This window comes from Chitinophaga sp. (assembly GCF_035564935.1).
In the GTDB taxonomy this organism is placed as follows: Bacteria; Bacteroidota; Bacteroidia; order Chitinophagales; family Chitinophagaceae; genus Chitinophaga.
In genome coordinates this window covers 1-5,935 of record NZ_DATMTE010000448.1, presented here as the reverse complement: position 1 = coordinate 5,935, position 5,935 = coordinate 1, and the positions used below count along the sequence as shown (strand labels likewise).

7 protein-coding genes are annotated in these 5,935 nt (G+C 46.1%); 1 reads left to right on the top strand and 6 read right to left on the bottom strand.

Annotated features, from left to right (window positions below; all coding sequences use genetic code 11):
- Positions 1-219 (top strand): hypothetical protein (locus tag VN105_RS11625; protein ID WP_325641003.1); only part of this gene is annotated, 219 nt, incomplete at its 5' end.
- Positions 220-269: 50 nt separating this feature from the next.
- Here VN105_RS11625 and VN105_RS11620 read toward each other — a convergent pair.
- The 6 genes from VN105_RS11620 to VN105_RS11595 form a co-directional block, all read right to left on the bottom strand.
- A complete protein-coding gene (locus VN105_RS11620; protein WP_325641001.1) occupies positions 270-854 on the bottom strand; it encodes a PhnA domain-containing protein in 585 nt (194 codons plus the stop codon).
- A gap of 83 nt (positions 855-937) precedes the next feature.
- Entirely contained in the window at positions 938-2,254 is a 1,317-nt protein-coding gene (locus tag VN105_RS11615; protein ID WP_325640999.1) for a Gfo/Idh/MocA family oxidoreductase, read from the bottom strand.
- 107 nt (positions 2,255-2,361) lie between these two features.
- A complete protein-coding gene (locus VN105_RS11610; protein WP_325640998.1) occupies positions 2,362-3,471 on the bottom strand; it encodes an ionic transporter y4hA in 1,110 nt (369 codons plus the stop codon).
- A 142-nt stretch (positions 3,472-3,613) separates the two neighbouring features.
- Entirely contained in the window at positions 3,614-4,351 is a 738-nt protein-coding gene (locus tag VN105_RS11605; protein WP_325640997.1) for a hypothetical protein, read from the bottom strand.
- 13 nt (positions 4,352-4,364) lie between these two features.
- Positions 4,365-5,339 carry a hypothetical protein gene (locus VN105_RS11600; RefSeq protein WP_325640996.1) on the bottom strand — a complete coding sequence of 325 codons (975 nt, stop codon included), beginning with the start codon at positions 5,337-5,339 and terminating at the stop codon, positions 4,365-4,367.
- Positions 5,340-5,401: 62 nt separating this feature from the next.
- Complete coding sequence (locus tag VN105_RS11595) at positions 5,402-5,725, bottom strand: S24 family peptidase (RefSeq protein ID WP_325640994.1); 324 nt, start codon at positions 5,723-5,725, stop codon at positions 5,402-5,404.
- Positions 5,726-5,935: the final 210 nt, after the last annotated feature.

Sequence of the window (5,935 nt, the reverse complement as noted above, 5' to 3'; positions counted from 1 at the left end):
GCAATATTGGGAGATAAATTAAGGCGCTGGACAGAGATAAAACAAATCCGGCTCGTGAAGGATTTTGATACAAAATATATTGCCCTGGAATCTTTTTCAGAAGAGGATAATATGAATTATATGCTGTATTCCTCTTTTGAAACCAGGGAATTTATGCACCTGGAAGAACTTAAAAGTATATTGAATCAATTTACTGACAAGGTACAGGTTATTGAATAACATACAGAAAAGGGATGTCTCAAATTGGTTTTGAAACATCCCTTTTTTTGTTAGGCATTTTGCTTTCTTAAATATTTAGTGAGGATCACAATCAGTTGTCCTTCTATCTTTCCTTCTATTTGTTCTGTATTATCCGGTACTAAGCGAATGTTTTTCACCACAGTTCCCATTCTCGCATTTAAAGTTGATCCTTTTACATCGAGGGATTTGGTAAGAATTACAGTGTCGCCGTTTTGCAGGATAGCGCCGTTGCTATCTTTATGCAGGTCTACGGCAGCATCATTTTCATGATCGCCGGTAGCTTTGGCCCAGGCCAGCGCTTCATCGTTCAGGTAAATCATGTCCAGGTTGTCTGCCGCCCAGCTTTCCTGTTTCAGGCGATTCAGCAGGCGCCACGATACAATTTGTACACCAGGTACTTCGCTCCACATCGATTCATTCAGACAATGCCAGTGGTTACTGTCCAGCTCCGCTTTTTTCTCTACCTGTAACTGGCATTTTTCACAGATAAGGATACAATTATCCTGATCACTGTAAGTTTGAGGAGGCACTTCGTACACGTTCAGCGACTCTTCCGATTTGCATAGCTCGCACTTGTTTTCACTCCTTTTTAGCAATAGTTCGTTCAGCTTCATAAATATCCTTGATAAAAAAATGTGCACAAAGGTAACACTTTTTTATCCGGGGCCATACATAATTCCAATTCCATGATGCTGGCTCAGATAACCGGCAGCACCCAGGGGCTGCGGTAAACAGGCGTGATGAGTGCATTAGCTGCAGTATTGCCGCCAAAATTATGACGGGATTCATCCCATACCAGCTGACTGTTGGTTCTTAATGCAATGTTGGCTGCATGGGCATACTTCGCCACCAGGCTACCATTTTCTATGGTGCAGGCGGGATCCTTGCGGGTTTTGATACATTCCAGGAAATTTTTCATGTGCAGCTCATGCGACTCTCCCCCACCCTGCTTTGGCATTGCAGGCGCTTTGGGCTGCTTCTTTTGTTCATCCCATTCGGGGAACAGTTCCCAGCCATTGCGGTCTATCACCAGTGTGGCATCGTTGCCAATAAATGCAAGGCCGTACGACCGGCCATAAGGGCCATTTTGCGTACCAGCGGTATGTTCCCAGTTAACGAGGTAATCTTTCAGCTGGTAACTGACATTCATTGTATCGAACGTTTCATGCGCGTGATCAGGGAAGGCGAAATTACCGCCGGTGGCAGTTATAGCCAATGGCATGGTGGTAATATCCTTTGCCCACAACGCCACATCAATGAGATGAACGCCCCAATCAGTCATCAGTCCGCCGCCATAATCCCAGAACATACGCCAGGAACCGTGAAACCTGGTGGTATTGAAACTGCGTTGCGGTGCAGGTCCCAGCCAGCGGTTAAAATCCACGCCCTCCGGAACGGGGCTGTCCGCCGCCTTCACCGGGCCTATACCATAGTTGAAATTTCCCCAGATGTTCACCTTTCGCAACTGCCCGATCTTTCCTGCGCGGATATGCTCCATAGCCTGTATAAAATGCGGACCGCTGCGTTGCTGCTGTCCCACCTGCACAATGCGTTTATATTTGCGGGCCGCCTTTACCATCAGCTCACATTCAGCGATGCTGTTTGCCAGCGGCTTTTCCACGTAGATCTCCTTCCCCGCCTGGCAGGCGTATACAAAAGGCAAGCAATGCCAGTGATCCGGCGTGCCGATGATCACGGCATCAATATTTTTATCGTCTGTTACTTTCCGGAAATCAGCGTAAGCTGCCGGGCGTTTGCCCTGGATCTTTTCTACTTCATTGCAGCGGTTATTCAATATGTCTTCGTCCACATCACACAGGGCTGCACACACTACACCAGGCTGTTTCAGCGCATTTTTCAGATCACCGAAACCCATATTCCTGCAACCGATAAGGGCTATACGCACCTGTTCATTCGGAGACGCGGCTTTGCCATGCAGGACTAACGGGGAAAGCAGGGACCCTGCCATTATAACGGAGGAATGGTGGAGGAAACCACGACGGGAAGTTTTCATGTGGAATTATTTTAAACAGGTCTTAGAAAGATAGTCATTATAAAGCGGATTTTATAACGGGATCATCTTTCTTAATACCAAAGCTATTTGTGAAGTGCCCGCTCCGTTTATGGCACCACGGTAATAAAAAGATAGGTAGCCAGGATCACCAGCAACACAATCCCCTGCAGGATATTTGTTTTTCCTGCGTTAAATGAAATGCTGATTGTAAATAACGAAAGGAGCAGCAACAGCGAGGATTTGGCATCTATACCAAGCGTTATTTTAAAATCCAGTGCATAGGCCACAATCGCCACTGCCGGAATAGTAAGCCCTATACTTGCCAGCGCAGATCCCAATGCCAGGTTCAGGCTTGTTTGCAACCGGTTTTGCGAAGCCGCCCTGATGGCTGCCAATCCCTCCGGCAAAAGAATTACAGCTGCAATGATAACACCTACCAGGCTTTTAGGCGCGCCAAGGTTCACCACAATGGATTCAATTACCGGCGATAATTTCTTCGATAACAATACCACCACAGCCAGCGCTATTAACAGGAATGCCAGGCTCACCCCGGTAGTTAACCCGGACGGAGGTGTGGCATGTGTATCTTCATCGCCCGGTGCAGCATCCTCCGGCAGGAAATAATCGCGGTGCCTTACGGTTTGTACCGCTACGAAGCCGCCATACAGCACCAGGGAAATAATGGCTACAAATATCAGCTGGCTGCTGGAATAAACGGGACCAGCTTCGGTAGTAGTATAATTTGGCAAAACGAGCGTTAAAATGGAGATCGCCGTTAACGCCACCAGCGCCGCACTTACACCGGCTTTTATAAATGCCTGTTCTTTAAAGCGGTAACCGCCTATGAACAAAGACATGCCTATAATACCCGACAGGATCAGCATAATGGCGGCAAACACCGTGTCTCTCGCCAACGTTGCGCCTTCATCTACCTTATTCAGCATAATGGATACAATCAGCGATACTTCAATCACTGTAATCGCCAGGGCCAGGATAAGGGTACCATACGGTTCTCCCACCTTATGCGCCACTACTTCTGCGTGATGCACCGCAGATAAAACCACACTGATCAGCGATAAACCCATCACGGCTGATAATATCCCGCTTTGCTGTTCGCCCCCAAATCCCAGTAATGCCAACCCGATCAGGGGACTGATAAGACACCATAACGGGAGCGTAATTTTCCATTTCCGGTAGAGAAAGTGTTTGAATGCCATGTGCTTAATTTACAAAAATTTATGCACATGACCCCGGCATCCAGTTCACATTGATGATGCTATTCCTGTAATCAATGATCTTTTGAGGTATTTGTCCTGCCGGCAGTACCTGCTTTACTGTTGCGCTCCTTTGCAATGCTACCTATTCGCGATAGTAATCTTTCACTCCGCCGGATTGATTAAAACTGATGAAATACTTCTCCCTGCTGCCGTTAATGGACTGCGGGTACCAGGTGAGCTTGCCGGCGCCAATGATGCCATAAATATGTGCAGGCGGCACAGCGCCCTCTATCTCCTTTGCTTTGCGGTTATAATTACCGTATACCACAGAAGCACATACGAAACAGACATTATCAAGGCTGATCAATGTTTTGGAGATGTTGTCGTGCACGGATAACTGCACTGGTTTTGGCCCCTCCCATTTTCCATTGCTGTAGTTGTATTCATCAATATATTCGGGGTGCTGCGGATGTTGTACGTTCAAATTTATCCTGCCGTCGTTGTAGAAATGAATGGCTTTGTAAAGATAGATGCTTTTCCCTGCAAAAGCCGGCAATGCCCGCAATGCGTTTTCGGCGTTAAGTAACGCGATGGCATCGCTGAGAAAACCGTCGTTTGTGGTACGGGAATTATGAATGATAGTGGTACCATTGCGGTGTTCAATAGTAGTGGTAGTAGTGGTGGTGCTGATACTCATACGGGCGCTGGTACTTGTGCCGGAGCTGGTAGTACTCACGTCGTCCTGGTTTGCCGGCAGGTTTTTATAACTGCTGTCGGTATCACTGCCATACAGCGTGTCGTGTATAGATGCACGAAACTGATTGCAGGATACACACAGCATCACCATCATTGTAAGGCAGGTTAACTTTTGTAAACGCATCTTCATCATATTTTTATTCCTCAATATCGCTGGCAAATACTACCTGCTGAGGATCTTCTTTCAGATAAAAAACAGGGATGGACTCCTGCCTTGTCATATTCAAATCCAGGAGCGGCACTATCTTCTTTAACGACGCGGTATGGGTTTTACCGGTAGTGTCCTGGTAGCGCAATTCAAAACGTACCTGGGGTTGTTCGTTAATATAAGTACCTGTTTGCTCTGCGGAAACGATCTGTGCATCTGTACGAATACCGTAGTACTTCAATTGCAGCCCATTACCGGGTGTACCTATAAAAAGGTTGATCAGTTTTCCGAAGCTAAAACCGCCTACCAGTACAATAAACGGGCACAAAACAAGCGGATGATAAAATTCCAGGAAGCGCCAGCCCCGTCCATGGTTCTCTAACTGGTAAGAATATACGTAATATCCGGCTATTGCAGCTATTATCAGCAACCAGGCCAGCAGCAACATGGTGAGCCGGCCGGCCCTCATCTCCACTGTTACACCATCCAACGTTAAATGGGGTACTGCCTTGAGCTTGTCGTCGATCAGCAGCGGGATGGTTTTTCCTTCATCGTAGCGGTTCAGTTCCGGTTTAGTATCGTTCACCTCCAGCTTTTCTGTAACTTCCGTACCCACAAAGTTCGGCAGGGAACATACTATTTCCCGGCTAACCACATCCTTACCTGCCGCCGGTAGTATTTTGCTGGTTATAATGCGGGCATCTTTTCTCACGCCTTCCTTTAAAAGACGCACAATATTCCTTCTCATGATGAAGGGTAACACTATCCATCTGCTGAACCAACGCTGGATCAGCATCAGCCATAATGCCGCCGAAAGGGCCAGCAATGTAAGCGCCAGCCAGGGCCTGGTTCCGCCATCTTCATCAATTATTCCATACTCCGTGTTGTAATAAATGAGCATGGGAAAAGGGATGGCAAAGAACAGCGTATAAATGATCCAGAAGTAATTCCAAAAACCTTTCATTCAGCTAATTTAATTATTTAATTTAAGGAAAGATTGTTACGATCTTATAAAGACATAACGGGTTAATCTTTTTTATAGATCACCTTATTTTCAAATTCACCCAGGATCACACGGCCGTAGATCACTTTTGTCCATCCGTTTTCAAACCCGTGATTATTGGCTATCAGGTATCCTTTGCCGGCATCTTTTTTAATCACCTTATGGGCATCGATGTAGCGGCCTTTTACTTTACAGAAAACAATATCGCCGATACTATATGTTTCTGCTTTCACAAACGTAAGCAGGGTACCGCTTTTCAGAATGGGCAACATAGAAGTGCCAAAGGCTTTCATTTTTCCTGTGCCGGTAGTTTCCAGTCCGGACTTTAGTCTTTCATACTTGTTCATGGTTTCATTATTTTTTTGAATAAATCAGATGATCATATAGGAAAATGATCGTAGTGAAGGCTCATGGCGTTTCTTAAGCCAAAATGCGGGAATGTTTAACTGAAGCGGGCAAATTCAATTGTAAGCATGATGGTAATACACTATTGGGCTACACAAGAAAGGCGGGTATAACAAATGGTAAGCTGTAAAATAACAAAACCTGCGGTCAAT

Excerpts from the sequence above, each read along its gene's own strand:
- VN105_RS11620 (WP_325641001.1), bottom strand. The coding sequence starts at position 854 with ATGAAGCTGAACGAACTATTGCTAAAAAGGAGTGAAAACAAGTGCGAG.
- VN105_RS11615 (WP_325640999.1), bottom strand. The coding sequence starts at position 2,254 with ATGAAAACTTCCCGTCGTGGTTTCCTCCACCATTCCTCCGTTATAATG.
- VN105_RS11610 (WP_325640998.1), bottom strand. The coding sequence starts at position 3,471 with ATGGCATTCAAACACTTTCTCTACCGGAAATGGAAAATTACGCTCCCG.
- VN105_RS11605 (WP_325640997.1), bottom strand. The coding sequence starts at position 4,351 with ATGCGTTTACAAAAGTTAACCTGCCTTACAATGATGGTGATGCTGTGT.
- VN105_RS11600 (WP_325640996.1), bottom strand. The coding sequence starts at position 5,339 with ATGAAAGGTTTTTGGAATTACTTCTGGATCATTTATACGCTGTTCTTT.
- VN105_RS11595 (WP_325640994.1), bottom strand. The coding sequence starts at position 5,725 with ATGAACAAGTATGAAAGACTAAAGTCCGGACTGGAAACTACCGGCACA.